The sequence below is a fragment of the Streptomyces anulatus genome (assembly GCF_014650675.1).
In the GTDB taxonomy this organism is placed as follows: domain Bacteria; phylum Actinomycetota; class Actinomycetes; order Streptomycetales; family Streptomycetaceae; genus Streptomyces; species Streptomyces anulatus.
In genome coordinates this window covers 42,938-69,409 of sequence record NZ_BMVK01000007.1, presented here as the reverse complement: position 1 = coordinate 69,409, position 26,472 = coordinate 42,938, and the positions used below count along the sequence as shown (strand labels likewise).

Annotated in this window: 23 protein-coding genes; 7 read left to right on the top strand and 16 right to left on the bottom strand. The window is 73.4% G+C overall.

Going from position 1 to position 26,472, the window contains the following annotated elements:
- Positions 1-195 precede the first annotated feature (195 nt).
- Both IE272_RS18935 and IE272_RS18930 read left to right on the top strand, forming a co-directional pair.
- Positions 196-1,572, top strand: a complete 1,377-nt coding sequence (locus IE272_RS18935; RefSeq protein ID WP_190007327.1) for a hemolysin family protein — start codon at positions 196-198, stop codon at positions 1,570-1,572.
- On the top strand, positions 1,569-2,603 hold the full coding sequence (locus tag IE272_RS18930; RefSeq protein WP_050357478.1) for a hemolysin family protein: 1,035 nt from the start codon (positions 1,569-1,571) through the stop codon (positions 2,601-2,603). Before IE272_RS18935 ends, IE272_RS18930 begins: the two co-directional genes overlap by 4 nt.
- On the opposite strand, the gene IE272_RS18925 is transcribed toward IE272_RS18930, so the two are convergent.
- Positions 2,600-2,809, bottom strand: a complete 210-nt coding sequence (locus tag IE272_RS18925; RefSeq protein WP_050357477.1) for a twin-arginine translocase TatA/TatE family subunit — start codon at positions 2,807-2,809, stop codon at positions 2,600-2,602. The genes IE272_RS18930 and IE272_RS18925 overlap by 4 nt on opposite strands.
- Before the next feature lie 108 nt (positions 2,810-2,917).
- Positions 2,918-4,273, bottom strand: coding sequence for a geranylgeranyl reductase family protein (locus IE272_RS18920; protein WP_057661283.1), 1,356 nt, complete (start codon positions 4,271-4,273; stop codon positions 2,918-2,920).
- 141 nt (positions 4,274-4,414) lie between these two features.
- Here IE272_RS18920 and IE272_RS18915 point away from each other — a divergent pair, with 141 nt between their 5' ends.
- The gene (locus tag IE272_RS18915) at positions 4,415-9,358 is read left to right on the top strand and encodes a HEAT repeat domain-containing protein (protein WP_190007326.1); all 4,944 of its coding nucleotides are present in this window, start codon (positions 4,415-4,417) and stop codon (positions 9,356-9,358) included.
- Positions 9,359-9,391: 33 nt separating this feature from the next.
- On the opposite strand, the gene IE272_RS18910 is transcribed toward IE272_RS18915, so the two are convergent.
- On the bottom strand, positions 9,392-10,027 hold the full coding sequence (locus tag IE272_RS18910; protein ID WP_078961177.1) for a DNA polymerase ligase N-terminal domain-containing protein: 636 nt from the start codon (positions 10,025-10,027) through the stop codon (positions 9,392-9,394).
- A gap of 199 nt (positions 10,028-10,226) precedes the next feature.
- On the opposite strand from IE272_RS18910, the gene IE272_RS18905 reads away from it, so the two are divergent.
- Both IE272_RS18905 and IE272_RS18900 read left to right on the top strand, forming a co-directional pair.
- Positions 10,227-11,135, top strand: coding sequence for a glycoside hydrolase family 16 protein (locus IE272_RS18905; protein ID WP_056699166.1), 909 nt, complete (start codon positions 10,227-10,229; stop codon positions 11,133-11,135).
- A gap of 91 nt (positions 11,136-11,226) precedes the next feature.
- Positions 11,227-12,219: an aldo/keto reductase gene (locus tag IE272_RS18900; protein ID WP_078961176.1), complete on the top strand. Its 993-nt coding sequence runs from the start codon at positions 11,227-11,229 to the stop codon at positions 12,217-12,219.
- 58 nt (positions 12,220-12,277) lie between these two features.
- Here IE272_RS18900 and IE272_RS18895 read toward each other — a convergent pair whose 3' ends face one another.
- The 4 genes from IE272_RS18895 to IE272_RS18880 form a co-directional block, all read right to left on the bottom strand.
- Positions 12,278-13,474, bottom strand: coding sequence for a serine/threonine-protein kinase (locus tag IE272_RS18895; protein ID WP_229897346.1), 1,197 nt, complete (start codon positions 13,472-13,474; stop codon positions 12,278-12,280).
- Positions 13,475-13,739: 265 nt separating this feature from the next.
- Positions 13,740-14,432: an HAD family hydrolase gene (locus tag IE272_RS18890; protein ID WP_190007324.1), complete on the bottom strand. Its 693-nt coding sequence runs from the start codon at positions 14,430-14,432 to the stop codon at positions 13,740-13,742.
- A 37-nt stretch (positions 14,433-14,469) separates the two neighbouring features.
- Complete coding sequence (locus tag IE272_RS18885) at positions 14,470-14,979, bottom strand: Lrp/AsnC family transcriptional regulator (protein WP_032792074.1); 510 nt, start codon at positions 14,977-14,979, stop codon at positions 14,470-14,472.
- Between the two features lie 90 nt (positions 14,980-15,069).
- Positions 15,070-15,393 carry a hypothetical protein gene (locus IE272_RS18880; protein ID WP_098892882.1) on the bottom strand — a complete coding sequence of 108 codons (324 nt, stop codon included), beginning with the start codon at positions 15,391-15,393 and terminating at the stop codon, positions 15,070-15,072.
- A gap of 309 nt (positions 15,394-15,702) precedes the next feature.
- Here IE272_RS18880 and IE272_RS18875 point away from each other — a divergent pair, with 309 nt between their 5' ends.
- On the top strand, positions 15,703-17,199 hold the full coding sequence (locus IE272_RS18875; RefSeq protein WP_190007323.1) for an FUSC family protein: 1,497 nt from the start codon (positions 15,703-15,705) through the stop codon (positions 17,197-17,199).
- Positions 17,200-17,223: 24 nt separating this feature from the next.
- Here IE272_RS18875 and IE272_RS18870 read toward each other — a convergent pair whose 3' ends face one another.
- The 3 genes from IE272_RS18870 to IE272_RS39130 all read right to left on the bottom strand — a co-directional run bounded on the left by IE272_RS18870 (position 17,224) and on the right by IE272_RS39130 (position 19,640).
- Positions 17,224-19,080 carry a KedN5 family methylcobalamin-dependent radical SAM C-methyltransferase gene (locus IE272_RS18870; protein ID WP_190007322.1) on the bottom strand — a complete coding sequence of 619 codons (1,857 nt, stop codon included), beginning with the start codon at positions 19,078-19,080 and terminating at the stop codon, positions 17,224-17,226.
- 130 nt (positions 19,081-19,210) lie between these two features.
- Positions 19,211-19,435, bottom strand: coding sequence for an MbtH family protein (locus IE272_RS18865; RefSeq protein WP_056699150.1), 225 nt, complete (start codon positions 19,433-19,435; stop codon positions 19,211-19,213).
- 73 nt (positions 19,436-19,508) lie between these two features.
- Positions 19,509-19,640, bottom strand: a complete 132-nt coding sequence (locus IE272_RS39130) for a hypothetical protein (RefSeq protein WP_257140581.1) — start codon at positions 19,638-19,640, stop codon at positions 19,509-19,511.
- An 86-nt stretch (positions 19,641-19,726) separates the two neighbouring features.
- On the opposite strand from IE272_RS39130, the gene IE272_RS18860 reads away from it, so the two are divergent.
- The gene (locus IE272_RS18860; protein WP_056699745.1) at positions 19,727-20,149 is read left to right on the top strand and encodes a DUF6027 family protein; all 423 of its coding nucleotides are present in this window, start codon (positions 19,727-19,729) and stop codon (positions 20,147-20,149) included.
- A gap of 7 nt (positions 20,150-20,156) precedes the next feature.
- Here the strand turns inward: IE272_RS18860 and IE272_RS18855 are convergent, their stop codons facing one another.
- Genes IE272_RS18855 through IE272_RS18830 form a run of 6 tightly spaced genes read right to left on the bottom strand, consistent with a single transcriptional unit; the run spans position 20,157 to position 26,472 of the window.
- Positions 20,157-21,110 (bottom strand): dimethylarginine dimethylaminohydrolase family protein, encoded by a 954-nt coding sequence (locus IE272_RS18855; RefSeq protein WP_229897343.1) that lies wholly within the window; start codon positions 21,108-21,110, stop codon positions 20,157-20,159.
- Positions 21,085-22,338: a sulfotransferase gene (locus tag IE272_RS18850; protein WP_190007321.1), complete on the bottom strand. Its 1,254-nt coding sequence runs from the start codon at positions 22,336-22,338 to the stop codon at positions 21,085-21,087. The genes IE272_RS18855 and IE272_RS18850 overlap by 26 nt, the downstream gene beginning before the upstream one ends.
- The gene (locus IE272_RS18845; protein WP_190007320.1) at positions 22,331-24,262 is read right to left on the bottom strand and encodes a methyltransferase domain-containing protein; all 1,932 of its coding nucleotides are present in this window, start codon (positions 24,260-24,262) and stop codon (positions 22,331-22,333) included. Before IE272_RS18845 ends, IE272_RS18850 begins: the two co-directional genes overlap by 8 nt.
- A complete protein-coding gene (locus tag IE272_RS18840) occupies positions 24,259-24,711 on the bottom strand; it encodes a rubrerythrin family protein (RefSeq protein WP_190007319.1) in 453 nt (150 codons plus the stop codon). The genes IE272_RS18845 and IE272_RS18840 overlap by 4 nt, the downstream gene beginning before the upstream one ends.
- 1 nt (position 24,712) lies before the next feature.
- On the bottom strand, positions 24,713-25,456 hold the full coding sequence (locus tag IE272_RS18835) for a class I SAM-dependent methyltransferase (RefSeq protein WP_190007318.1): 744 nt from the start codon (positions 25,454-25,456) through the stop codon (positions 24,713-24,715).
- Positions 25,453-26,472: a sulfotransferase family protein gene (locus IE272_RS18830; RefSeq protein WP_190007317.1), complete on the bottom strand. Its 1,020-nt coding sequence runs from the start codon at positions 26,470-26,472 to the stop codon at positions 25,453-25,455. Before IE272_RS18830 ends, IE272_RS18835 begins: the two co-directional genes overlap by 4 nt.

Here is a 26,472-nt window from a genome sequence, read left to right as displayed (position 1 = left end):
GGCATGCAGAATCATGCCCGGGTGCTCACCTCCCGCCGGAGTGCGTCCCACTCGATTCCATGGCTGGAGAACCCAGCCGGACAGGAGCCACGCGTTGTCCGCCAGTCCGGGCCCCTCAGGGCCCGACCCCCACAGTCACCGACCCGCGGCCCCGGGCAGGGCCGCCCGCCGCCTCCCGCGCGGGGCGGGTGACCGATGACCTCCGCCCTGCTCGGCCTGCTGGCCGTGTTCGTCCTCACCGCCGGGACCGGCTACTTCGTGGCCCAGGAGTTCGCCTACGTCTCCGCCGACCGGCTGACCCTCGCCCGGGAGGCCGCCGCCGGGGACAAGCGGGCCGCCCGCGCGGTGAAGGTGCTGGAACGGCTCTCCTTCATGCTGTCCGGCGCGCAGCTCGGCATCACCGTCACGGGACTCGTCGTCGGCTTCCTCGCGGAACCGTCCGTCTCCGCCCTCCTGCGGCCCGCCCTGAGCGGCACGGGCCTCTCCGACGGCCTGGTGTCGGGCATCTCCGTGGTGCTCTCGTTCGTGGTGGCGACCGTCATCCAGATGGTCCTCGGCGAACTCGCCCCCAAGAACCTCGCCCTCGCCGTGCCCGAGAGCATGGCGAAGTCCCTCGCCTCCTCCACCCTGGTCTACCTGCGGATCGTCGGCCCCGTGGTCCACGTCTTCGACGGCGTCGCCAACCGGCTGCTGCGCCGCATCGGCATCGAACCCGTCGAGGAGCTCCACCACGGCGCGACCCTGGAGGAGCTGGGCCACCTCATCGGCGAATCCCACGAACAGGGCGAACTCCCGGCCGCCACGGCCGAACTCATCGACCACGCGCTGGAGTTCTCCGAGCGGAACCTGGGCGAGGTGATGATCCCGCGCGCCGACGTGGCGTTCATCCGCCGCGACGCCCTCGCCACCGAGGCGGTCGAGCTGATCGCCCGGCACGGACACTCCAACTACCCGGTGCTCGGCGACCACCCGGACGACCCCGCCGGAGTCCTCGGCGTACGGGAGCTGATGCGGCTGCCCGCCGCCGACGTCGGGCGCACCACCGTGGGCTCCCTGGCCCGCCGCCCCCTCCTGCTCCCGGAGCTCCTCAGGCTCCCGGCGGCGGTCGCGCAGATGCGCGAGCGCGACGACGAGTTCGCCGTCGTCCTGGACGAGCACGGCGGCCTGGCGGGGATCGTCACGTACGAGGACATCGCCGAGGAACTCGTCGGGGACATCGCCGACGAGTCCGACACCGTCGTCGAACTCGCGGTCGCCGACGGCTCCGGCTGGATCGTGGACGCGGGCCGTCGCCTCGACGAGATCGAGGAGGCCACCGGCGTCGAACTGCCCCAGGAGAGCGACGACTACGACACCCTGGCGGGGCTGATCATCGACCGGCTCGGACGCTTCCCCACCGTGGGCGACCGGCTCACCGCCGGCGAGGCCCGGATCGAGGTGCGCACCCTCGACCGGCACGTCGCCGAGTACGTCCGCATCGAACCCACCGATCCTGCCGCACCCACCACGCCCGCCGATCCCGCCGAACGCACGGAACGTGACGGACCCACCGAACAGGAGCCGCAGGCATGAGCTTCCCCATGGCGCTCTTCGTGACGGTCCTGCTCCTGATCGGCAGCGGATTCTTCGTCGCCGCCGAATTCGCCCTGGTCGCCTCCAAGCGGCACCGCATGGAACAGGCCGCCGCCCGGGGGCAGCGCGGAGCCAGGGCCGCGCTCGCCGGGATGCGCGAGCTGTCGCTGATGCTCGCCGGAGCCCAGCTCGGCATCACCATCTGCACCCTGGGCCTGGGCTCCGTGTCCAAGCCCGCGATCTCCCACGAGCTGGACCCGCTGCTGGAGCGGCTCGGACTGCCCGCGGCCCTCAGCTACGGCATCGCCTTCGCGCTGGCGATGATCGTCGTCGTCTTCCTGCACATGGTGATCGGCGAAATGGCCCCGAAATCCTGGGCCATCGCCCACCCGGAGCGCTCCGCGATGCTGCTGAGCCCGGCCTTCCGGGCCGTGGTGGGCGCCGTACGTCCGCTGATCCGCCTGCTGAACGCGATCAGCAACGCGCTGGTGCGGCTGTGCCGGGTCACCCCGCGCGACGAACTCGCCTCGGTGCACAACCGCGACCAGCTCACCCACCTGATCGAGGAGTCCGAGCGTCTCGGGCTGATCAGCAAGGGCGACTCCGGACTGATGACCCGGTCCCTGACCGAACCGGGAACCCCGGTCTCCGTGCTCCGGACCCCCGTGGAGCGGATCGCGACGGTCCCGGCGGACGCCGGACTCGACCGGATCCTGGCCACCGCCGCCGAGGCCGACCGCACCCGCCTGCTGGTACGGGACGGGGAGGAGATCCTCGGATCGGTGCACGCCCGGGACGCCCTCGTGGCCCGCGCCGGAGGCCGCGACGTCCTCGCCCGCGACCTGGCCCGTCCCGTACCGGAACTGGCCCCGGACGCGACCGCCGCACACGCGGTGGAACAGTTGCGCGAACGGCGGGCCACGATCGCCGTCGTACGCGACGCGGAGGGCGGGCTCACCGGGCTGGTCAGCCTGGACGACCTGCTCGCCCGGCTGCTGCACCCGCCGACGCCCCCCGAGCGCACCCTCTAGGGGGCGTCCCGCTCGGTCGTCTCCCCGCGGATGACGTGGGGGGACGGCCGGGGCCGGCCGCTGTCCTCGTCCTTGAGCGCCTGCTTCTCGCTCTTGAGGATGCGCGCGGCCTTTCCGGCCGACCGCATGAGGTCGGGCAGCCTCTTCACGGCCAGCACCGCCACGATCACCAGGAGGAGGATGGTGAGTTCGCCGATCCCGAACATGGTTGCTGCTTTCTTCTGGGCGCATGGGCGCGGAGATGTCCGGATCCCTGACGAGCGGCCGGCAGACCGTAATCTACAGGCCTGTAGAGCATCTGTCCCCGGCCCTTGTCAGCGCTTCCGGGGCCTGCCGCCGCGCGGGACCGGCCTCGGGGCCGGGACGAGGCGGAACGCCGTGTTGAGGACGTGGTCGATCACATCGCGCGAGGGCTTGTCCGTCAGATCCGTGAGCAGCCGGGCCAGTGTGTTGAGGAGGAACGGCGATCCCATGACGTACCGGTTGAGCACCGGCTGGAAGCCCGAGCGGCTGAAGATCAGGTCGGCGGCGGTGTTGCCGAGGCGGTAGTAGCGGCCCCAGCGGCGGTTCATCTCCACCGGGTAGCCGCGCAGCACCTGTTCGCGGCGGGGCCCCCGGGGGTGGGCCAGGGCGAGGGCCGCGGTCCCGGCGGCGACCTCGCCCGCCTCCATCGCCTGGGCGATGCCCTCGCCGTTCCAGGGGCTGACCATCCCGCCGGAGTCACCGACCAGCAGCAGCCCGCGCGCGTACAGCGGATGGCGGTTGAAACCGAGGGGCAGGGCGGCGCTGCGGACCGGGCCCTCCGCGTTCTCCTCGCGCAGCCCCCAGTCCTCCGGGGTCCTGGCCAGCCACTGGTCCAGGGTGGCGCGCAGGTCCGCCTTGCCGTGCCGCCGGTGGGGAAGCGCCCCGAGGCCGACGTTGACCCGGCCGTCGCCCATCGGGAAGATCCAGCCGTAGCCGGGAAGATACGGGCCTCCGTCGGGGAAGCGGAGGTCGGCCCACAGCTCCAGGTACTCCTCCTGGGAGCGTTCGGGGCTGCGGTAGTAGCGCCGCGCGGCCGTCGCGATCTGCCGCTTGGGGTCCCGCTCCACTCCCAGCGCCAGGGCGAGGCGGGCGGACGCCCCGTCGGCGGCGATGACGACCGGCGCGCGGAAGTCGACCGGCTCCGGGACGTCCGGGGAGTCCGAGGACGCGGCGACCCCGGTGACCCGGCCCGCCCGGTCCGTCAGCGGGCGCTCCGCCTTCCAGCCGCTGTACAGCCGGGCCCCCGCCGCGACGGCGTGCCGGGCCAGGATGTCGTCGAAGTCGTGCCGGCTGCGGGACAGCCCGAAGTCCGGATAGCGGCCCAGTGCGGGCCAGTCGATGTGCACGCGGTGCTCCCCGGCCACCCAGCGCATACCGCGCGAACGCGTCCAGCCCGGTGCGGTGATGTCGACGCCCATCCGGATGAGCTGGTGCACCGCGCGCGGGGTGAGGCCGTCGCCGCACACCTTCTCCCGGGGGAAACGGGCCTTCTCCAGCAGGATCACGTCCACTCCGGCCCGCGCCAGGTGATACGCGGCCGAGGAGCCGGCCGGGCCCGCCCCCACCACGATCACCTGGGCGTCCTCTCCCGTACGGGACACCTCCCGTACGTCCGTCGTCGCCGGGTCCGGTGGCAGTTCCCGCATCACAACCCCTTCGTCCCAACGGCCGTTGCTCCTGCCGGGGCGGCGGCCCAGGGCAACATCATCGATCAGGACGGGCCGGGGCGGTACCAGGCGTCGGAAAACCTCGGGCGACCGAGTGAACCCGCCGTCTACGCTCCGTCGGTGACCACTCCGCCGGACATGACGATCACCGACGCCCTCGACCGTGCCGACGCCGCTCTCCTCGCCCGGCGCCTCGACGCCCATACCTGTCCGTCGGACCTGCTCGGCCGGATGGTCCGGCACCCCGCACCCCGGATCCGGCACCTCGGTCTCACCCTCCTCGCCGAACGCGCGGGCACTCCGGACGCCGGGGGCGGGGGAGAGGCCGGGACCGAGGCCGGGCATCTCGCCCTGGTGTCCCGGCTGCTGCCCGATTCCCCCGGGGCGTCGCCCGAGGAGTCGCTCCTGCTCGCGGGCCTCCACGCCCGGCTCGGGGCGCGGAGAGCGCGGCACCGGCTGCCCGACTGGCGTGCGGCCGCGCTGCCCGCCCGGGTACGGATCGCCTGGCTGCGGACGGAACTCCTCGGGGACCCGACCGTCCTCCGTACGGAGGCGGCGGGCGAACTCCTCTACCGGGCCGTACGCGAGAGCGCCGCCGCCGAAGCGCACCGAGCGGACCGGCTCGTGGCCGAACTCGTCGACACCGGGGACCCGGTCCTCGGGACCGAGGCGCTGCGCCTGTCCCGCGACGGGCTGCACGCCGGACTGCTCGCACCGGCGTTCGTGCGCGGCCTGCTCGTCCGGCTGCTCGACGCGCCCGACCGCGACGTCGTGACCGGTGCGCTGCGCGAACTCGCGGAGCCCTGGGCGACGGTGACGCCCGTGGACGCGCCGGCGCTGACCCGGCAGGCGAGGGCCCCCGACGGCCGGTACACCGACCGTGACGGGGCGTCGGCCGCGCTCGCGGCCGCCGCTCTCGTCGCCGCGGCCCGGCACGGTCACCCCACGGTGCTGTGGAGCACGGCGGAGGACCCGGCCGGGACTCCGGCCCTGCGCGGGCAGGCCGTGGAACTCCTGGGCGACCGGGCGGAACGCACCGAGGTCGGCCGCCTGGTGGCCCTGGCCGCCACGGACCCCCTCCTGCTGGCCGGACCCGTGCTGACCTGTCTGCGCGGACTGCACCGGCGCGGGCACTTCCCGGCGGACCCGGACGTCGGCCCGCTCCTCGCCCTGGCCCTGGCCGACCACACGCTTCCGGCGGAGGACGTCGCGACGGTCCTCTACACCTGCCGTCGCCCGCTGTTCGACGCCCTCACCGACGCCCCGCCCACCGCCCCGGACTGGCCGCGCCGTCTGGAGCTGCTCATCGCCCTGTCGCGGCAGGGGGCCGCCGACATCCCCATCGGCGAGGCCGTCGCCCGGCTCCTCCCGGCCGCCCGGGCCCCGCGCCCGTTCCTCGCCGCGATCCGCGTCCTGCGGCCCCCGGCCGCCGAGGAGGCGGTGCTGGCCCTCCTGCCCACGGCCCCGTCCGCCGCCCTGGACGCCCTGGAGGCCATCGGCGGGGACCGTACGCGATCGGCGCTGGCCCGGGCGTTCGGCCTCGGCGGCCCGGCGGACGGACCGCCCACGGCCCTGTCCGGGGCCGAGGACGGACCGCCCACCGCCCCGGACGGCCCACCACGGCTCCCGGTCGCACCCGAACTGCGCCCCGTACGCGACCGGGCCCTGGCACTCCTGTGGCACCTCACCCGAGAACCCGGGCAGCGGCAGGCCCTGCTCGCCCGGCTCGACCCCCAGACCCTCCCGTACGACATCGAGGCCGACCTCGGAGCCCCCGACGAGCGGGAACTGGCCGTTCTGCGGGCCCGTGTGGACGTGGACGCCCCCGTGGCGGCGTTCTGCCGGATCGCGGCGTACGCCGGCACGGGAAACCCGCCCCCGGGGGGCGTCCCCCTGGCCGACCTGCTCCTGCGCATCGTGCGTGACCTCGCCGCGCCGCGCGACCCCGCCGAAGGCCCGCCCCGGCCGGGTGCGGGCGCCCCCGGCCCCGGCGGCGCACCCGCGGGCCCGGCCCGGGCGGGCGGCGAACCGGAGCTGCCGCCCGAGGTGGTGGAGGCGGTGCGCGCCCACGGGAGCCGGCTGCGGAGGCGGCGGCGGATCAGGCCCGTCTGCCTGCTCGACGCACCGGACGACACCGGCGCGGGCCACGCGTTCCTCACCGCGATGCTGCTCGGCCTGCTGGAGCGGCCCGGGCTCACCGGCGGCGAACGGGCGGTGCTGCTCAAGGCGTTGCTCCAGGTCCCGGCGACCCCGTCCACCCGGGCCCGGGTGCACCGCCTGCTCCGCGACCGCGACCCGCACGTGCGCAAGCACGTCATCGCCCTGCTGGCCCACGACGCCTCGGGCGAGGACGCACGGGCCCTGTCCGCGACGCTCGTCCCGCTGACCTCCGACCCGGACATCCGGACCGTACGCGCGGCCCTGCTGGCCCTGGGCGCGGCACGGGCCCGCTGGGCGGGCGAGGCGGTCGCCGCCCGCCTCCACCACCCGAACATGAACATCAGGAAGACGGCGGCGGCCACCCTGCTCCACGCGGGCTCGCCGGCCGCCGTCCCGCATCTCCTGCGGGCGCTCGGCCGCGACGACAACCCGGGACTGCGGTCCGCGCTGGAACAGGCGCTGCGGGCCGTCGTGGGCCCCTCCTACGCCGCGACCCTCCTCGCCGCCGCCGAAGCGGCCCGGGACGAGCGTGCCCGCCGGCTCCTGCTGAGCGCCCTCGACCACGAGGTGACCGCCCGCGCCGTGCTCGCCCTCGACGTGGGGGCGTCGCCGGCCGTCCCCGCCCTGCTGGCACTCGTCGCCGACGGCGGCGTGCGGCTCTCCGCCGGTTCGGTGGAGGACCTGGCGGAACCACTGGCCCGGCACGGTGTGCCGACGCCGCCCGCCGACCCGGACGGGCCGCCGGACGGCGCCGACCCCGAGGTGGCGGCCCTGCTGCGATCCGGCTGGGACCCGGTGCTCGCCCTGCGCATCGCCCGGCGGCCCGCGCCCCCGGACACCGTCGGCGCCCACGAACGCCCCGCGGCGCGCGCCCTGTTGGATCCCTGGCTCGGCCTGGCGGGCAGCACCGCCGGGGCCGGACTCCGCGACCGTCTCCTGCGGTGCGCCCTGCACCTGTGCCCGGGGCCGTGGTCCGCCGAGGAGGTGACGGTGCTCGCCCGGCACGCCGGTACAGTCACCGACGCGTTCGACGCCGCCGCGGGCGGGGGAGCGGCGGACGGGTCTCCCGGGGCCACAGCCGGGGGAGCGGCGGCCGGGTGGGCCGGGGAGCTGACCGACGTCCTGCACGCCGTCGCACCGCACCTGTCCGTCGTCCAGCGTTTCACCGTCGTCGAGGGACTCCGCGCCCTGCCGCCCACCGGCCCGGACGACCTGCCCCGGACCGGGACCGCAGCCTCCGCCCTCACGCTGCTCCGACGGCTGGGCGCGGTGCTCGTCCGCGCCGATCTCGACCGGGCCCTGGCCGCCGCCCACCTCGGCGCCGACCCCTGGAGCGCCGCGCCCACCGTGCTCCGGGAGGCGTTCGGCGTACCGGCGGAGCAAGCGGTCGTCGATGAACCGGCCGCCTGGCGCGCGGAGTTGACCGAGTCGGTACGGACGGCCGAAGCGCTGGCGGAGTTCCGGGGACGCGATGTCGCCGCCGGTGCCGGACCCCGGCGTGCCCCCGGGACGGACGGTGCCGGGCGTACCCCCACCGCGCCGACGTCACGGGAACTGCTCTCCGCGCTCGTCGAGGCCTACCCGGGGGCCGCGCCCGGCGTGCGCGGGCGACTCGTCGACTGGATGACCGCGCTCCAGCCGCTCGACGCGCCCGAGTGGACCATCGCCGAGACCAGGGCGGCGGGCACGGCCCCCGACCGCTCGTCGCGCCCGGTGCGGGCGGACGATCTCGACCAGCCCCGGTCGGCCGCCCAGCGGTCCCGGCTGCTGGACATGCTGGACGCGAAGAGGGCGGACCGCCGGACCGCCGCCGCGCGGGCCCTGCTCGACTGGCCCGAGCCGGGGGTGGCGCGCGCCGTGCTGCGGGCGTATCTGCGCGGCCGGGTCGACGTGCTCCCCGCCACCGCGACCCTGGATCTCCTCGCCCACCCGGAGAACCACGCCACCGGCCGCCCCGGCGAGGGCGGCGGCCGGCACCCCGCCGTCGTGGAACTGACCGCCCGCGGGGTGCTGCCCGAGCGGGCGCTGCGCTGGGCGGCACGGCTGCCCGAGGACGACCTGCTCCCGCTCGTCCCGCTGATCGTCGGGTGGTGGGAACACGGCTCGCCCGCTGTGCACGAGGCGGCCCGCACCACGCTGCACCACGTTCCCGCCGACGCCCTGGCCCACCTGCTCGCGCCACGCGTCGAGGCGGGCGACCTCGGGCTGCTCGACCTGCTGACCGGCGTGGAACTGCTCCGGACCCCCGCGCTGACCAGGGCCGAGCGTCAGCTGCGTACCGAAGGCCGCGACGCCCGGGCCGACGCGCTCGTCCTCGTCGACGGCCCCTTGCGCACGCCCGGGGCCGAACACGAGGACGCCGCCGCGCTCGACGCCCTGCGCACCCCGTTCCGGAACCCGGCGGCCCCCGCGGACCGTCCGTCGACGGCGGAACTGCTCGACCTCGCCCGCACGGGGACGCCCGAGCAGACCCGCCAGGCCCTCACCCGCCTCGTCGAGGAGCGCGGAGCCGCTCCGGACCCGGAACTGCACACTCTGGTCGAGGAGTTGCTGTGCCATCCGCGTGCCGGGGTGCGTCTGCACGCACACCGCACCTCGCGCGCCCTGTTCGACCGGGACACCCATGCCCGGCTCACCGCGCTCCTGCTGTCCGATCCCTCGCCGGACGTGGTGCGCATGGCGGCGCGGACGCTCGGCCGCGCCGGCTGGGAGCCCGCGCTGCCCGATCTCGTCCGGCTCCTCGACCACGCGAAGCCGGTGGTCCGGAAAGCCGCCCGGGACGCGCTCGTCGGCTTCGGCGGCGCGGCGGTCCCGGTCCTGCGCCGGACCGCGGCCCACGCCCGGCCCGACCGGCGGCCGCTCTACACGGACGTGCTCGCCGAGATCTCCGGCGCGGGGGTCTGACGGGGCGCGGGAACGCCGCCCGGGGGCGTGCGGTCAGTCCCCGGGCCCCCGGGACGCCGCCGCGGCGACCTGGTGCAGGGTCCGTCCCGTACGGGCGGACCGGGCGTGGTACGGGTCGGGGGAGCCGGGCCTGTCGCGTACGGCGAGGCGGTCGTTGGCCTTGATCAGCAGCCACGCCTCGTGGCCGCCGCTGTCCGGCTCGTCGCCCTTCCGGATGCGGGTCAGCGCGAACTCGCCGTGCAGCTTCGACCCGTACAGCCAGAACGTCGCATGGCCGAGCGCCAGGGACTCGGAGAAGGGGACGGAGTCCCCCTGTCCGTCGTGCCCGAGCGGCCGGTAGGTGCCCTGGTCCCAGACGATGACCGTGCCGCTGCCGGACTCCCCTCGGGGGATGACTCCTTCGAACTCGCGGTACTCCAGGGCGTGATCCTCCGTCGGCACGGCGAGCCGTCGGTCGCTGGGGTTCTCCGACGGCCCGCGCGGCACCGCCCAGGACTTCAGTACGCCGTCCACCTCCAGCCGGAAATCGAAGTGCAGGCGCCGCGCGTCATGGATCTGCACGACGAAGTGGGGCCGCGGTGTGCCGTCGTTCTCCACGTCGTGCTCCCTTCGTGGCTCCGGCCCGTCTCGCCGGTCCGTGTCTCCACTCTGCGGCTGCCCGGGACGAATCGCACGATGAGCCTGCTGTCTTCAGACGCATATGCCTCGGGGGCATGCCGTTCCCCCTCCGGTCTGGACCAGGTTATTGACGGCTCCTGCGGCACTCCCTTAAATCAAGTATTGAAATATGCGCCCGAGGTGATCGCCCCAACCGTTCACCTCTCGGCGTCGACCTGTCATGCACATGCCCCCCACGCGAAGTGATGTGATGACCGTGCACCCCACGCACTCCACGGCGCGCAGCGTCTCCCGGCGCCGCCGCGTCGCCCTCTACGCGGCCTCGCTGCTCTGCTGTTCCGCCATCCTGACCGCACTCCCCGGCGGAGCGTCCGCCGCGCCCGCCGCCGGCGCCCCGGCCCCCGGGCCCGGGGCGCGGGCCGTCGCCTTCGAGGACCAGTTCGACGGACCCGCCGGCGCCGCCGTGGACGGCGGCAAGTGGCAGATCGAGACCGGCGACAACGTCAACAACCACGAGCGGCAGTACTACACCCCGGGCAACGACAACGCCGCGCTCGACGGCCAGGGCAACCTGGTGATCACCGCCCGGAAGGAGAACCCGGGCAACTACCCGTGCTGGTACGGGACCTGCGAGTACACCTCGTCCCGGCTCAACACCTCCGGCAAGTTCTCCGCCGCCTACGGCCACGTCGAGGCGCGCATCAAGATCCCGCGCGGCCAGGGCATCTGGCCCGCGTTCTGGATGCTCGGCGACGACATCGGCAACGTCGGCTGGCCGAACAGCGGAGAGATCGACGTGATGGAGAACGTCGGCTTCGAACCCGGCACCGTCCACGGCACCCTGCACGGGCCCGGATACTCCGGCTCCGGTGGCATCGGAGCCGCGTACACGCTGCCGAACGGGCAGGCGTTCGCCGACGACTTCCACACCTTCGCCGTCGACTGGGCGCCCGACTCCATCACCTGGTCCGTCGACGGCCAGGTCTTCCAGCGGCGCACCCCGGCCGATCTGGGCGGCAACCAGTGGGTGTTCAACAAGTCCTTCTTCCTCATCCTGAACCTCGCGGTCGGCGGCTACTGGCCCGGCGACCCCGACGGCAGCACACAGTTCCCGCAGCAGATGGTCATCGACTACGTCCGCGTGACGACCGGCGACTGACCACCCGCCCGCACCGGGGCGGCCCCGAAACGTGGACGGCGGCAGAGGTGCTCCTGCCGCCGTCCACCCCCGACCCGAGAAGCGGAATAGCATGATCCTCATGGAACAGCGCACACTCGGCAGGACCGGCCGTGACGTCTCGGTCGTCGGACAGGGCACCTGGCAGCTCGGGGGCGACTGGGGTGAGGTCGCGGAGGACGACGCGTTCGGGGTTCTCGACGCGGCCGTCGAATCCGGCGTCACCTTCTTCGACACCGCGGACGTGTACGGGGACGGCCGCAGCGAACAGCTCATCGGGCGCTACCTCAAGAGCCGCCCCGACGCCGGCGTTCTCGTCGCCACCAAGATGGGCCGCCGCGCGGACCAGGTCGAGGAGAACTACGTCCTGGACAACTTCCGTACCTGGAACGACCGTTCCCGCGCGAACCTCGGGACGGACACGCTCGACCTCGTACAACTGCACTGCCCGCCCAGCGGCGTCTACTCCTCCGACGCCGTCTACGACGCCCTGGACACCCTGGTCGCCGAGCAGCGGATCGGCGCCTACGCGGTGAGCGTCGAGACCTGCGCCGAGGCGCTGACCGCCATCGCGCGCCCCGGCGTCGCCAGCGTGCAGATCATCCTCAACCCGTTCCGCCTCAAGCCGCTGGACGAAGTCCTCCCGGCGGCGGCAGCCGCGGGCGTCGGCATCATCGCCCGGGTTCCGCTCGCCTCGGGCCTGCTCTCCGGCAAGTACACCAAGGACACGGTCTTCGGCCCCGAGGACCACCGTACGTACAACCGGCACGGCGAAGCGTTCGACCGGGGCGAGACGTTCTCCGGCATCGACTACGCGACCGGTGTCGCCGCGGCCGCCGAGTTCGCCGAGCTGGCCCCCGAGGGCGCCACCCCCGCGCAGACCGCGCTCCGCTGGATCATCCAGCAGCCGGGCGTGACCAGCGTGATCCCCGGCGCGCGCTCGGTGGAACAGGCCCGCGCCAACGCGGCGGCGGCCGCCCTGCCACCGCTGCCGCAGTCCACGCTGGACGCGGTGCGGGACCTGTACGACCGGTCGATCCGCGCGGAGGTCCACGACCGCTGGTGACGGCGGGGCGGGCCCGGAGCGGGCGGGACCCCGGCGGGCGAGGGGGAGCGGGCGGGACTCAGTCGTCCTGCTCGTCGTCCTCGCCCTGTCGGCCGCCGTCCTGCTGGTCCTGCTGGTCTTGTTGTTCCTGCTGCTGCTGCTCGCCGCCGTCGCCGACGCCCTGCGAGGGGCCCGAGGACGGACTCTGATCCGGCGTTCCGGCGGAGCTGGAGTCCGGGGAGAACAGGATCATTCCGAGATACACGGCGGCCAGGAACGTCGCCGTGCCCGCGATGAGGCTGGCCACCCTGGGCCGCCGTCGTATCGCCTCACGGGTACTGCGACGGCGGGCCGGAGCCGATCGGGCCGGCGCCTGCCGTCTTCGCCCCGTGGGCCCCGGGAGCCGGTACGTCGTCGGGCCGACCGGCGCCGGCGGCGCGACGGGGGAGGGCTTCGGGGTCATGGGGGCGGACGCCCGGTGGGACGTGGGCGTCTGCTGGGGGAGGGGCTCCGGCCGGCCGCGCCAGGCGTCGGTGCGGAACCAGTCGGAGACCTGCTGCGCCGTGGGCCGCTCCTCCGGCTGCTTGGCCAGCAGCCCGAGGAGATACGAGTCGAAGGCGGCGGAGATCTCCACGCCCCGCTGCCGCAGCGGGACCGGCGGGGTGTCGACATGCTGGTACAGCGTCGCGGTCGCCGTGTCGGAGCGGAACGGCGGCTGCCCGAGCAGCAGTTGATAGACGACGCAGCCCAGGGAGTACATGTCGGACGCGGAGTCGGCGGTGCGTCCCAGCGCGCGCTCGGGGGCCAGGTAGAGGCTCGTGCCGACGATGTGGCCGGCTGTCGTCAGCGCGGTCGAGGGATCGTCGACGAACTGGGCGATCCCGAAGTCGCCGATCTTCACCGAACCGTCCGCGTCCAGCATCAGGTTGCCCGGCTTGATGTCGCGGTGGACGATGCCCTGGCGGTGCGCGGCGGCCAGCCCGGCGGCCGCCTGGCCGGCGATCAGGGCGACCTGTTCGGGATGGACCCGCTCCTGGGCGGCCAGCAGGTCTCCGAGGCTCTGCCCCTCGACCAGCTCCATCACCAGGAAGAACCGGTCCTCCCAGGCCCCGAAGTCGAACACGGCCACCAGGTGCGGGTGGCTCAACCGGGCGGCGGTCTGCGCCTCCAGCCGGAAGCGGGCGGTCGACGAGGCATCCGCCTGGTCCCCCAGCAGCAGCTTCACGGCAACGGCGCGTCCCAGCACCTCGTCCGTGGCACGCCACACCTCGCCCATGCCGCCACGACCGATGGGGGATACCAATCGGTACCGACCAGCTACCAGCACCTGTACACCTATCTCGCATTGTGGCCCGCTCCGGCTGCCGGCCCCCGTGGTTCCCGGTCTCCGGCGGAGTCCTGGGCGGAGCGGCGAACGACATGATCAGGATATCGGTCCGGCGGAGCCCCGGTGCCCCGACGGCCCTTTCACCGGGCCCTGCTGACGCCCCGGTACACCCCCCTCGCCCGCCTCGGCGCCGCGAGCGCCCGCCGGACCCGGGTCAGCCGAGCAGCCGACGGTACGCGGAATCGGCCGTGAACACGGACTGCCCGTCCCTGAAAAGCAGTTCGGCGGTCCCGAACGCCGGGTCGGACGCCGTCCCCGGCACATAGGGGACGGCGAAGCACCGCATGCCCGCCGCGTGCGCGGCCGCCGCTCCGGGCGGGGCGTCCTCCAGCACCACGCAGTCCGCCGGCTCCGCCCCCATCCGCCGGGCCGTCTCCAGGAACACGTCCGGCTCCGGCTTGCCGTGCGCGACCTCCTCGGCGGAGACGTACAGCGGGATGTACGCGTCGAGCCCGGTCACCGCGAGCACCGCCTCGATCGCGGCCCGGGACGAACCCGACGCCACCGCCATCGGCACCCCGGCCGCGTGCAGGCGCTCCACGAAGACCCGCATCTGCGGGAAGACCTCCGTAGACGTCCCGGCGAGCTCCAGATACAGGGCGTTCTTCCCGGCGAGCAGCTCCTCGACCGGGGCGTCGATCCCGTACTCCGCGCGCAGGACGGTCAGCGTCTCCCGGGTGCCGATGCCGATGAACCGGGTGTGGGCCTCCCAGTCGAAGTCCCGCACCCCGTACCGGGCGAGCAGCCGACGCCCCGCCTCGTAGTAGTTCGGCTCGCTGTCCACCAGCGTCCCGTCGAGATCGAAGATCACGTGGGGGCCGGGTGCGGTCACGGGGCGGGAAGTCATGGCCCCAGCATGCCGCAGCCCGCAGGGGCGGACCCGGTCACCCCCGACCGGGTGCGGACCCCGGCCGGTCCCGGTCGCCCGCCGCGCGTCCCACGGACTCCACCAGGGGCAGTACCCGGTGCGCCACCCGCTCGCGCAGCGCCACATCGGTCCGCGTCCTGACGACTCCCGGGAGCTGGATCAGCCGTTGGATCACGTCCTCCAGATGCCCGGCGTCCCGGGCGACGACACGGGTCAGCAGATCGCCCCCGCCCGTCGTCGAGAAGGCCTCGATGATCTCGGGCACGGCGGCCAGGGCGTCGCCCACCTCGACCAGATGCCCCTGTGTGACCTCCAGGTGCACGAAGGCGAGCACGGGATGGCCGAGTGCGGCGGGGGACAGGGTCGGCCCGGTGCCGGTGATCACCCCGTCGCGTTCCAGCCGGTCGAGCCGGGCCTGCAGGGTGCCGCGGGCCACGCCGAGGATGCGTGCGTACTCCCGGACGCTGGTGCGCGGCTGCTCGATCAGCAGGCGCAGGATCCGGGTGTCGAGTGCGTCCACCGCCATGATCCGCTGGTCCCCTTCCGAGCCGTCCGGTGCGGCCCCGACTGTACCCAGGGCGAGGGTCCCGCGCCGCCGGGGCGGTACGCCAGCGCGTCAGCCGTAGGGCGACAACAGCCAGGCCATCAGTGCGCCCGTCAGGACGAACTGGGCCACGGCGGCGCCCCGGTACCGTCCCCAGCACAGCGCCAGCCCCACAGCCGCCAGCACGCCGCCGCTCCCCACCAGCTCCATCACCGGAACGGCGGCTTCCGCACCGTTGTGCGCGGCGGCCCAGCCGCCGATGCCGACCACGAGCCAGGCGTAGCCGCCGACGAGCGCGTCGAGCGGCAGGAGGGCCAGGAACACCAGGAGGTTCGCCCCCGCGCTCCGCGGCTCGCGCCCCTCCCGGATCCCGTCCGCGCGCATGTCCATGTCCATGTCGGCATCGTGCGCCGCCCGCGCGGTCGGGGGGATGAGTACGCGTACTCATCCCCCTCGACGCCGAACCGGAGCCCGGCCCTCCGGCGCCTGCGTCCGCCCTGCGCGGAGTGGCGACCGTCCCGGGTGGTCCGTTGGCACGCCGGTGGCCGAAGCTTCCGGGGATGTGCTGGGCCATTGGTACATGCTTCTCCTCCCGGTTTGATCCAAGAGCCCGATAGATGCTGCAATGGATCCATCGATGGCGCTGCGGACTTCCGCGGCGCCTTTTTCATGCGAGTTCTGCGGCGACGCGGAAGGGGTGGAAGTGTGCTGAAGAGGGTGTTCGTGGCGCCGGACCCGGGGCGGGTGCGGCTGCGCTTCGCCGGCCGTGGCGTGCTCGGCATCAGCCTCGCGGTCGCGCTGTGCGGCCTTGCCGGGCATTCGCTGGTGGCGTCCATCACGGGCGGCCTCGCGGCCCTGCTCGCCCTGTTCACCGTGACCGACCCGACGGTGCGCGGCCAGGCGGTCACCACCGCTCTGCTCCCCGCCGTCGGCCTGCCGGTCCTCGCCGTCGCCGCCGTGTTGCACGACCAGCCGGCCGCCCGCGACCTGATCTTCCTCGCCGTGATGGGGGCGGGCGTGTACGCCCGGCGCTGGGGGCCGCGCGGGCACGCGCTGGGCGTCTTCGCGTTCATGATGTTCTTCGCCGCCCAGTTCCTGCACACCGTGCCCGGCCAGCTGCCCGAGCTGTACATCGCCGTGCTGCTGTCCCTGGGCGCCTCGTCACTCGTGCGCTTCGGCCTGTGGTGCTACGAGCGGCGGCTGCCCGTCGTGGCCGCGCCCGCTCCCCCGGAGGGCCGGGGTCCGCTGCGCATCACCACCCGGCAGGCCGTCCAGGCCACCCTGGGCGGAGCCTTCGCGCTGGGCCTGGGGCAGCTCCTGTCCGACCAGCGGTGGTACTGGGCCGTGGGCGCCACCTGGTGGGTCTTCGTGAACACCACCTCGCGCGGCGAAACGCTCGTACGGGGATTCCGGCGGGTCCTGGGCACTGTGATCGGCATCGTCGCGGGCTTCGCCGTGGCCATCCCGCTCGACGGCGCGGGAGCACCGACCGCCGCCGTCGTCGCGGTCAGCGTCTTCGGCATCTTCTACACGGCGGCGGTCTCGTACAGCTGGATGATGTTCTTCGTGACGGTGATGGCCGGCATGCTCTACGGGGTGCTGGGCGTCCTGGACGCCGCCCTGCTCTGGCTGCGCGTCGCGGAGACCGCCGTCGGCTCCCTCGGTGCGGTGCTCGCCGTGCTGCTGGTCCTTCCCGTCACCACCCACGCCATCACCGACGCGTGGATCCAGAAGGCCCTGCGGTGCGTGCACGCCTGCACGGCCGAGGCGGCCGACCGGCTCGCCGGCTCGACGCTCGCCGACCCCGCCCCCCGCGTCGCCGAACTGGAGGTGCTGCTCGGCCGGGTCCGGCTCTCCCTCGCGCCGCTGGTGCACCCCCTGAGCCCGCTGCCGGCCCGCAAGGCACGCGCCCGGCAGGTGCTGGCGCTGCTGGACGACTGCGTGACCGAGGTCCGGGGCCTGGCCTCGATCGCCGCCGACCCGGACGCCTCGCACGACGCACGGCTGTCGGCCGCCTGTTCCCGCGTCGAGGCGGCCGTCGAGGCGCTCACCACTCCCGGCGGCTCCGGCGGCTTCCACCTGCCCGAGCTTCCCGCCGCCGCCGACCCCGCCCTGGCCCACCTGCACGGACTGGAGCGTGCGCTCGCCGGACTCGTCAGCCCGCTCAGCCACGCTCCCCACGCGGCGTCGACGAACGCCTGAGGTCCGGGGCCGGGGTGCTGGCGGCTACCGGATCCCGAGGCAACGGCCGGCGTAGTAGGTCGCGAGTTCGTGGTTGTCCAGGTAGTCGTCGAACCCGACGCGATGGGCGAGTGTCAGTTCGACCGGAGAGGGTTCGTCGTCGAACGGCCGGCCCGTGCGGATGGCGTCGAGAACATGTGGCATCGCGTACTGGAACCGCAGGCCGCCGCGGACGTAGTGCGGCAGACCGTCGATGCTGCGCACCTCGGCGTCCTCGGCACCCGCTCCGCGGTAGATCGGGCGGGTCGCGTTGTCGTAGCGGAAGATCTCGTTCAGCAGCGGTCTGTGCCGCTCGGGCACCTTCGGCAGGATCGCCTCGTCCCACCATCGCCGGAAGACCGGCGCGAACCGAGGGTCGGCGTAGAGCTTGTGCAGCGACCCGACGACCAGGCCGGAGTCGGTGAACTGGCGGCCGTGGCCGAGCAGATCGGCGACGGCGGGATCGGCCGAGTCCTGGAACCAGTCCGACAGGATCAGCAGGACGGCACTCTGGGTGAGCCCGGCCAGCTCCCGCAGCGGCACCCAGATGTGCCGGAAGTACATGTTCTCGCTCATCGTCCGGGCCCAGAACATGAACCGCTGCATCGTCGTGTTCTCCGCGACCGTGACGGTGCGGTTGGCGAGAACGTACTCGAAGTCGTCGTTGTCGCCGCGCACGGTGACGAAGCCGTGCTCCTCGCGGTTCTCCGCGTAGTCCGTGTTGGGCAGCAGCAACAGAGGGTAGACGGCGATGCGGGAAACGTGTTCGGAGAGCCGGTCGTAGCCCGTCAGGAAGGAGTCGACCGTCTCACCCGGCGCGCCCCAGATCAGCTCGGCGTAGGCGTCGAGCCCCTCTGCCGCGAGCCAGGTCGCCAGCTCCTTCCACTCGTTGAGCCGCATGTTGCTTCTGCCCATGTCACGCAACGCCGTGTCGTCCAGTGTCTGCAGCGCCACGGTGAACGAGCTCTGGAACCCCTCGGCCTTCATGCGGCGGATGATGTTGCGGAACGTCCTGGACTTGTTCTTCGCCCACGACGTCTCCAACGACCGCGGGAACCCGTACTTCTCGCGCGTCCTGACGAGGTCCTCGACGAACTCCGCGTCCGGCTTCCGCATACCGAAGTTCGAGTCGCACAACACCACCGTGGGCACCTGGTGATAGCCGAAGATGTCGAGTTCCGCGCGCAGCCGCTCGCGGGAGAAGTCACGCATCCGCTGGCCGACCGCGCCACCCCAGTAACAGAAGGAGCACTTGTACGGGCAGCCGCGGTTGGTCTCCATCAGCGCGACGTCGTAGCGGAACCGGCCCGTGTGGTCGAGCAGCGGGATGGCCCCGGTGAGAAAGGGCGACGGAATGATGTCCAGGTCGTCGATGCGCGGTGCCTCGGCAGTGGTGTGGATCGTGCCTTCCTCGTCGCGGTAGGAGATTCCCGGCACCTGCGAGAGGTCGTGCGGCGACTTCTCCTCAAGGACGGCGAGCAGCAGGTCGCGGAAGGTGAACTCGCCTTCGCCGTTGGCGACGACGTCGACCTCGGGGAAGCGTCGGAAGACGCGTTCCGCCTGGTGGGCGACGTGCGTTCCGCCGAAGACGACCCAGCCGTCCGGGCGCACCGACCTGTAGGTCTCGGCGAGCGCGCCGAACTGGTCGACGTTCCAGCCGAGGACCGAGAACGCCAGCACGTCCGGCACCACCCCGGAGAAGATCGTGCGCGCCATCGAGCCGAGCGATTCTCCACCGCGGAAGTTCTGTATGCCCACGTCGAACTCGGGGCCCACCACGGGATCGGCCCGTGCCGCGGCTGTCAGATAGCCGGCGGCGAGCGGCATCGATTCCTTGGGCATGTCCCAGGCGCCCTGTTGCACGATCAGCGCGCGCCCGCGCTTCTCCCGTGAACGTGGTCGAGATCGAGGTAACGGAAGTGCGGACCGACTCACTTTTCTGCCCCTATGCCGTCAGGCCGCCGGGTTCCCGCGGCCGATTCACCCCGGTGGCTCACCCGGACGGGTCGTCCATGGCGCGGCGCAGGGAGGCCGGACGCAGATCGGTCCAGTTCTCCTCGACGTACGCCAGGCACGCCGCGCGGCCGTCCGGACCGTGCACCACGCGCCACCCGGCGGGCACCGGAGCGAACTCCGGCCACAGCGAGTGCTGGTCCTCGTCGTTGCGCAGCACCCGGAACGCCGCGTCGTCGTCGAACGGGTTGGTCGTCTCAGCCATACCGTCTCCGGCCTCCTTCGCGGGGACACCCGGCCCACCCGCCCGCACAGGCGGGCGGGCCGGGGCGGTTCGGTCAGATGCGGTAGCCGAGGCTGCGCAGCTGCTGACGGATCGCCTCGTCGTCGGCCGTAGCGGTGCCGCTGGTCGCGGCGCCCGAGTCGGTCGGAACGAGGGCGAGTCGCTCCTCACGAAGGTTCTCGTTCACTGGTTCTCCTTTCCTCACTTCGGTGTTCATCCCTGCCCGGTCGGACAAGCTCGGTGCCGCCCTAGGGTGGCGGTATGGACGGCGACATGGACGGCTACATGAATGACCTGGCCCACGACGCGACCGGTACGCCGACGGTTCGGCTGCGCCGGTGGGAGCGGTGCTGGCCACCGGACGACCCGCACGCCAACTTCAAGGCCGAAGTGGTCGACTACGGGCTCCTCGATCCGCTGGAGACGGTGCGCGGCATGTCCCGGAACCTGGACATCCCGGTCGGCGCGATCGTCCGGTACGTGCTGGCGAAGTGGGCCACCGGCGGCAGCGGCGGCCTGCTCGAACTCGGGCCGGTGATGGTGCCGCGCCTGTGGGAGCCGATCGCGGCCGCGGAGGAGGCCGACTCCGACGAGCAGCGGCTCGCGGCCTACCACCAGCTCCGCCAGATGATCTCCTGGCTGAAGGTGCCGCTGGACGACCCCACGGTGTACCCGGCCCAGCGATCGGCCGAGTGACCGGCTCTCAGTGCTCACGGCGCACCACCCCGGTCACGCAGCCGATGCCGCCGGCCGCCCGCAGGTACGCGCCGACGTCGATCTCGTCGACGGCCACGCCCGCCCGCTCCAGCGTCCGCCGGATTCCCGGGCAGCCCGCGGGCATCAGCACCCGCCCCGGCGCCAGTACCAGCAGGTTCATCCCGCGCCGCACCAGCAGTTCCTCGTCCGGCGGCAGTGCGATCACCCGATAGCCGTACTCGGCGAGCAGTGCCGCCAACTCCGGTGGGCACGCCGCCCGGTGGACGACGGCGGTGGACCGGTCGAGGAACACCACCGTCCCGAGCAGGTGCTGTACGCCCGGTGCCAGCGGCACCGTCACGACCCGCGCCCCCAGTCCGGCGACCGCCGAGGCGACCTCGGCCGCGCCGGCCGGGTTCGTGCGGAACCCGGTAGCCACGATCACCGTCGACGGGTCGATCCAGAGTGCGTCGGCGCCCTCGAACACGGCGGTGCCGGACACCGTGCGCAGGATCGGGAACCCGGCCCCGGCCAGCGCGAGCGCGGCGTGCCGTTCCTCGCCGGCCCGCTGCACCGACGCCATCCGCGCCAGTACCGCCCCGGCCGGGGTCATCCAGAACAGGTCCCGCGCGAACACCACGTTCGGCGTCGCCTCGGGGGACGTCAGGTGCACCTCGACCCCGTTGCCCCGCAGGCGGTCCGCCAGCGCCTCGCACTGCGCCCGCATCGCCGGGAGGTCCACCGGCCCGACCATGAGCGAGGCCCCCGGCCGTCCCACCGCGGCGACGCTGTCCGGCGGGCGGACCAGCAGCACCGACCGCAGCGCGGCCGTCTCCGACCGGTAGCCGCAGGGCGCCCACACCTCTCCGGCCGCGACCTCGTCCCCATGCGAGGCCACCCGGGGGACCCAGCCGGGGCCGCCGTGGGTGCTCGGCTCAGATCCAGTGGTCGTCACGGGCATAGCCGAGCCTCTCCGCCATCGCGAGCACGTCGGCGCTCAGCGCCGACCGGACCTCCTCCTCCCGCGCCCGCCACCGTCCGGGGCGTGGCGCGGCGGTGGACACGGTGGCGGCGATGCCGTCGGTCGCGGCCCGCTTCAGTGGCCCGTCGAACGGGATCCCCAGCCAGTCCGCGACCCGCTCGACGGCGTCCGCGCGGTCGTGCGGACCGCTGATCAGGTCCTCGAACCGCACCGTGTGATCCGCCCCGTGCGCGAGCACCGCACGGTGACTCGACCACCACTGGTGGGCGCAGACCCGGGGCAGCGCGGCGGCGGTGTACGCGGGCCAGCGGGGTGGCAGGTCGAACTTCCACCAGTGCCGGTCGGCCGGCCGCACGTCGGTGTATCCGGGGATGCGCAGCGGTTCGTCCAGCCGATACGCGTGGAAACCGTGGTGCAGCCACCCGTCGACCAGGCCGTTGATCGACGCGGCCGGGTTCCTGGTCAGGTGCAGCATCCGCAGGCGCGCGTTGGGGAACGCGGCCCGCAGGAAGCCGAGCCGGTAGGCGTTGCCCGGCGTCTTGATCACCAGTGGCTTCGTGGCGAGATCGTGTTCGCTCGCGGGCCGCCACGGGCGGGGGAGGACGAAGGGCGGCTCTTCGAGCAGCATGTCACCGGGCGGCCCGGCCGGTCGTGGTCCCGGTGACCGCCCGGGGAGGTCGTAGTACCACGGGTTCACGCCGGCCCTGCCGATCAGCGACCGCGCGAACCGGGGAAGATCACCGTCCAGTACCGCCTCGGCGGTTCGCACCAGGTCGACGGGATCGAGGTCCAGCCCCGGCCACTGCACGACCAGCCGCCACGCGGCGTCCACCGCCAGGTTCTCCACGCCGGTGCCGGGAGACCCGGCGTCCAGCGCCAGCTCCGCATCGAACAACGCCCGGGACCGTGGCTGGAGCCCGTGCCAGTGCGCCGCGTCCAGCTCGTCGGATCCGGTGCCGCTGTGCGGGTGGTCGAGGCCGACCAGCCGCAGCAACGGATTCAGCTCACCGCGCAGGTGCAGCAGGTGCGGCGACGTCCGCAGCAGCTCGGAGAGCATGCTCGACCCGCCCCGCGAACTCGACGCGACGACGACGAGATCGCGCACCTTCGCGCGGAAGTGCGGTACCGGCGTGCCCCGCAGCGGCCGCAGCATCTCCAGCCGGCGCACGACCTCGGCGACGGGGCTGTCCACGGTGCGGCTAGGCATGGTCGGGCTTCCGCACCGAGTACACGCACCACCGCCACCGGTCGCGGACCGAACCGTCCGGCAGCACCTCGAACGGGTGGACGGCGCGCACCTCGCGCGGCGCTTCGTAGTAGAGGCGGTAGATCTCCTGCCGGTTCGCCGGTGTCGTCTCGTGGGTGTCGATCCACCGGTCGATCGACTCCCACAGGAAGTACTCCTCCATCCGCACGTCGGTGAACCCGCCACCGGTGAGCAACGCCCGGAAGTCCTCCTCGCGGAACATCTGGTACAGCAGTGGCTGCTTCTTCTTGAACACGCGGAACATCCAGAACGCGTCCACATCCGCGTACGGCACGATCTGCCCGACGATGAACTGTCCGCCCGGCCGCAGCACACGGAAGATCTCCGACACCGGCCGCTCCGGCCGGGGCAGCAGATGCAGCACCTCCCGGGTGACCACGAGGTCGAAACTGGCGTCGGGGAACGGCAGGTCGTAGACGGTGCCCTGGTGCACCACGTCCAGCCGGGTCGCGGCGAGCGCGGCCATCTCCGGGGTGAGGTCCAGTCCGACCGTCTCGCCGACCCGGCCGCGGAACGCGCCGCCGACGACACCGCTGCCGCAGCACACGTCCAGCATCCGCGCGTCCGGCGGCACCGCGCACAGCTCCGCGTGCTTGCCGAGCAGATCCTCGTCGGTGAGCCAGGCGCACGAGTCGTGCCAGTCCTTCGAGCGGATCCCGAACTGCCGCTGGTAGACCGCGTAGTCGACCTCGACAGCCCGGGTCCGGGAGCGGGCCGTCCGCCCGGCCAGCCGCGCGGCGAGCCGGGCCCGGCTCGCGTCGACGGCCCGTTCGGCGATACGGCGGGCCAGCTCCGGGTCGGCCGCCAGCGCCCGCCGCGCCTGTTCGGTGACGACGTCGAACACCCGGGCGCCCGCGTCGTCGTTGCGCAGGGTGCGCTTGGTCTGGCCGTCGAACCGCGCGTCCGGGATCCGGATCGCGATCACCGCGGTCAGCCCCTCCAGGATGTCGACCACGGTCATCTTCTCCGCGGCCGGGCCGAGGTGCTCGGCCACCACCCCGGCCAGCGCACCGCGCAGGGCGTCCACATGCGACCCGCCCAGGTCGGTGCGGATGGTGTTGACGTAAGCGAAGATCTGCTCCGCGTACCCCTCGGTCCACTGGACGGCGGCGTCGATCACACACCCGTCGCCCGCCCAGGTGATGGTGGCCGGCTCGGCGTGCACCTTCTCGGCGTCGCGGGCGCGGTACGCGAGCAGGCCCCGTACCCCGGTCCTCTCGCACAGCGACTCGTTCCGCCCGGTGCAGTGGTCGACGAGATCGACCCGCAGGCCCGGGTGCAGGTACGCGATGTCGAGCAGCCGGGCGTGCAGCAGATCCGCGTCGATTACGCAGGAGGAGAAGATCTCCGGGTCCGGGCGGAACCACACCCGGGTGCCGCGGCGGACGCTGTCGCCGACCCGCTTGAGCGGGGTCTCGACCGAGCCCCGGGCGAACGACTCGCTGTGGTGCGCGCCGTCGCGCCACACGTCCAGCCGCAACCACTGGGACAACGCGTTCACACAGGCCAGGCCGACACCGTGCAGCCCGGCCGAGGTCGCGTACGAGGCGTGGTCGAACTTGCCTCCCGAGTGCAGCGTGGTGAGCACGAGCTCACACGCCGGGATCCCGGCCTCCGGGTGCGGGTCGGTGGGGATGCCCCGGCCGTCGTCGGTGACCGAGCAGGAGCCGTCCTCGTGCAACTCCACCGAGATCGCGCCGCAGTGCCCGGCGGCGGCCTCGTCCACGGCGTTGTCGACCAGTTCGAGCACCAGGTGGTGGGCGCCGTCCGGGCCGGTCGACCCGACGTACATCGACGGGTTGCGGCGCACCGCCTCCAGCCCGGAGTAGACGGTGATCGCCTCGGCGGTGTAATCGGTGGTCATGGCGCTCCGTTCCCGGCGAACCGCTGCTCTGTCAGCCCGCTGAGGGCCTGCTCCAGTCGGTCCACGTGCGTCTTCTTCAACGTGCACAGCGTCTCCAGCCAGCTCGCCAGATCGGCCACCCCGTCCAGGTGCGCCCGCGCCGCCAGGCCGGGGTAGCGTTCGGTGGCCTCCCCGAGGTCGCGGCTGATCGCCGCGGCGAGATTGCTGCGGGAGTCGCCGAGCGCGCGGCCGGTGTCCGGATCGTCGCCGCCCAGCAGGTCGCGCAGCACGTCCAGGTGCCCGTGGGCGGCGCAGGCCACGCTCTCGGCGAGCTCGTCGAACACCCGGGCCGCCTCGGTGTGGCCCTCGATGTCGGCGACCCGTGCGAAGTAGGTGTACCGCGCCGCGGTGGCCGCCTCCGCGAGGAACGCGGCCCGTACGCCGTCGGCGAGGGACTGGTCCGGTTCCATGTCAGACCCTCGTTCCCGAGGCGACGACGAACAGCATGTGGTCGGTGATCCGCCCGTCGGCCTCGTCCACCGCGTGCCGTGCGCGGAACGCGGGTGACGCCCTCCGGTAACGGTCCCGGATGGCCTCCCGCGCGTCTTCGCCGATCGCCCCGTTGTCCGACCACACGTCGATGTCCTCCACCGACACGTACCGCCGCGACCGCACCGGTTCGCACCCCGCGCCGGCGAGCAGGGCTTCGACATCGCCGGGCCGGAAGAAGTGTCGCCGGGCCGGGTTGCGCAGCCGCAGGATCTCGGCGTACTCGTCGCGGTCGTCGTCCCCGTAGGCGCACAGGTGGGCCAGCACGACCCGCCCACCCGGCCGGGTCACCCGCACCATCTCCCGCACCGCGTCCGGCAGCGTCATGAACTGGATCCCCTGACGGCACACCACGATGTCGAACGTGCCGTCATCGAAAGGCAGTTCCTCCGCCGGGGCGATCACCAGTTCGTCGAGCACGTCGCGCGCCTGCTCGGCCATCTCCGGCGTGATGTCCACGCCGGCCAGCCGCCGCACCCGCCCGGCGAAGAGCCTCGACACCAGCCCGGTGCCGCACGCCACGTCCAGGACCGCGTCGCCCGGCCGGGGCGCGGCCGTGGACAGCATCAGCTCGCCGAGCGCGTCGTCGGTGCACCAGGAACTGGACCGGTCGTAGGTGCCCGCCCGGTCGGCGAAGTGCGTGCGGACGCTTCCCGTTTCGTTCATCTGCTCTCTCCTGCTGGAATCGGGGCGCGGTCCGGCTTCGCGCGGCGGCGCAGCCGGCGGACGGTGACATCGCGCCGCCAGCGCCGGAAGTGGTTGCGGTCGGTGCGCAGCGATCGGGCCTCCACCGCCAGCCGTACCGCCGACCCGCGGAGTACGACGCCGAGCGGGCCGGGAGCCGGTTCGCCCAGCGAGGCCTCGTCGAACGAGTAGCGAAGCTTCTCCATCGCCCGCGCGGTCACGCTCTCCACCTGCCGCCGCTCCCGGTCGGACAGCCCCTGCCGGTGGGCGCCGATCCGGGCCGTGGTGATCGGGTCGCCCGCCGTGCGCCAGGACGCCGACAGGGACGCGGTCACCCGGGCGTGGTCACCGAGGTGGTGCGCCAGCATCGCGGGCTCGAACGCTTCCCCGACGAAGTCGCAGATCGCCCGGATCTCCCGGTCGGGCGCGGCCACCAGGTCCTCGTACCGCACCAGGTGCACCACTCCCGGCCCCCATCGCTCCAGAGCCGCGCGGGCGAGGTCCTGTTCGGCCGTCCACCGCAGCGCCATCCGGTACGGGTGGCAGTAGCCGAACACGGCCCGCTTCGCGGACGCGACCACATCGCGGGGATCACGCACCAGCCACAGGAACCGTGCGTCCGGGCGTTCGGCGAGCACCTCGTCGACGTGCTCGACCATGAACGTGCTCTTGCACCCCCACCGGGCCGCGCCCTCCGCGACGCGGTACTGGTCGTAGATCGCCGACACCACCCCGAACAGCGACGGGCCGGCCGCCTCGGTCACCGCGGCCCGGTCGATCACGTGCGGCCACGGGTGGATGTGGTCGCGCAGCAACCGCATCGCGTCGCCCACCATCGCGTCGACATCGCCCTCGTACGGGATGCCGGACAGGTACCGCATGAAGTGCGGCGGGTGCGGGACCGCGATCCGCGAGTGCGCGTCGAGCACCAGCCGCAGCAGGTTCGACCCGGAGCGTTCGGTTCCGATGATCAGGATCGGGCCGTCCTGGGGGGACAC

What these genes read in the sequence shown, in the direction of transcription:
- IE272_RS18835 (WP_190007318.1), bottom strand. Translation starts at nt 25,456, where the DNA reads ATGAACGAAACGGGAAGCGTCCGCACGCACTTCGCCGACCGGGCGGGC.
- IE272_RS18925 (WP_050357477.1), bottom strand. Translation starts at nt 2,809, where the DNA reads ATGTTCGGGATCGGCGAACTCACCATCCTCCTCCTGGTGATCGTGGCG.
- IE272_RS18935 (WP_190007327.1), top strand. Translation starts at nt 196, where the DNA reads ATGACCTCCGCCCTGCTCGGCCTGCTGGCCGTGTTCGTCCTCACCGCC.
- IE272_RS18840 (WP_190007319.1), bottom strand. Translation starts at nt 24,711, where the DNA reads ATGGAACCGGACCAGTCCCTCGCCGACGGCGTACGGGCCGCGTTCCTC.
- IE272_RS18905 (WP_056699166.1), top strand. Translation starts at nt 10,227, where the DNA reads ATGACCGTGCACCCCACGCACTCCACGGCGCGCAGCGTCTCCCGGCGC.
- IE272_RS18860 (WP_056699745.1), top strand. Translation starts at nt 19,727, where the DNA reads ATGGACGGCTACATGAATGACCTGGCCCACGACGCGACCGGTACGCCG.
- IE272_RS18850 (WP_190007321.1), bottom strand. Translation starts at nt 22,338, where the DNA reads ATGCCTAGCCGCACCGTGGACAGCCCCGTCGCCGAGGTCGTGCGCCGG.
- IE272_RS18920 (WP_057661283.1), bottom strand. Translation starts at nt 4,273, where the DNA reads ATGCGGGAACTGCCACCGGACCCGGCGACGACGGACGTACGGGAGGTG.
- IE272_RS18845 (WP_190007320.1), bottom strand. Translation starts at nt 24,262, where the DNA reads ATGACCACCGATTACACCGCCGAGGCGATCACCGTCTACTCCGGGCTG.
- IE272_RS18900 (WP_078961176.1), top strand. Translation starts at nt 11,227, where the DNA reads ATGATCCTCATGGAACAGCGCACACTCGGCAGGACCGGCCGTGACGTC.
- IE272_RS18885 (WP_032792074.1), bottom strand. Translation starts at nt 14,979, where the DNA reads ATGGCGGTGGACGCACTCGACACCCGGATCCTGCGCCTGCTGATCGAG.
- IE272_RS18930 (WP_050357478.1), top strand. Translation starts at nt 1,569, where the DNA reads ATGAGCTTCCCCATGGCGCTCTTCGTGACGGTCCTGCTCCTGATCGGC.
- IE272_RS18855 (WP_229897343.1), bottom strand. Translation starts at nt 21,110, where the DNA reads ATGCCCGTGACGACCACTGGATCTGAGCCGAGCACCCACGGCGGCCCC.
- IE272_RS18880 (WP_098892882.1), bottom strand. Translation starts at nt 15,393, where the DNA reads ATGGACATGGACATGCGCGCGGACGGGATCCGGGAGGGGCGCGAGCCG.
- IE272_RS18890 (WP_190007324.1), bottom strand. Translation starts at nt 14,432, where the DNA reads ATGACTTCCCGCCCCGTGACCGCACCCGGCCCCCACGTGATCTTCGAT.
- IE272_RS18895 (WP_229897346.1), bottom strand. Translation starts at nt 13,474, where the DNA reads ATGGGCGAGGTGTGGCGTGCCACGGACGAGGTGCTGGGACGCGCCGTT.
- IE272_RS18865 (WP_056699150.1), bottom strand. Translation starts at nt 19,435, where the DNA reads ATGGCTGAGACGACCAACCCGTTCGACGACGACGCGGCGTTCCGGGTG.